Consider the following 353-nt stretch of genomic DNA (forward strand, 5'->3'; position numbering starts at 1 on the left):
CCAGGACCGCCAGCGGACGCATGCCGGACAAGGTGCGCACGCCGGCCAACGCGCCTTCCCAGTAGGGCGGACGGCGGATGTAGGTGCTTTGCGGACGCCAGTCGTACAGTGGGCTCACGGCCTCGCCGTCGTCGGCCACGCGCGCGAACATCGGCGTGTAGACCTTGCGGAACTGCTCGGGCTTCACGCTCTGTTCGATGACGGCGTCGATCTCCTCGTCGCTCGGCCAGATGTCGGCCAAGGTCACCGGCTTGCCGTTCGCGTCCGTGCCCAGCACGTCCTTCTCGATGTCGAAGCGGATGGTGCCGGCAATCGCGTAGGCGATGACCAGGGGCGGCGAGGCCAGGAAAGCC

At 68.0% G+C, this 353-nt stretch carries 1 pseudogene; it reads right to left on the minus strand.

From position 1 onward, the window contains the following. Nucleotides 1-353, minus strand: a pseudogene (locus KVT32_RS29195) (Fe/S-dependent 2-methylisocitrate dehydratase AcnD); the annotation flags it as partial.

Origin of the sequence: Achromobacter sp. GbtcB20, from assembly GCF_019091095.1 — a bacterium.
Taxonomy (GTDB): Bacteria; Pseudomonadota; Gammaproteobacteria; order Burkholderiales; family Burkholderiaceae_B; genus Achromobacter; species Achromobacter mucicolens.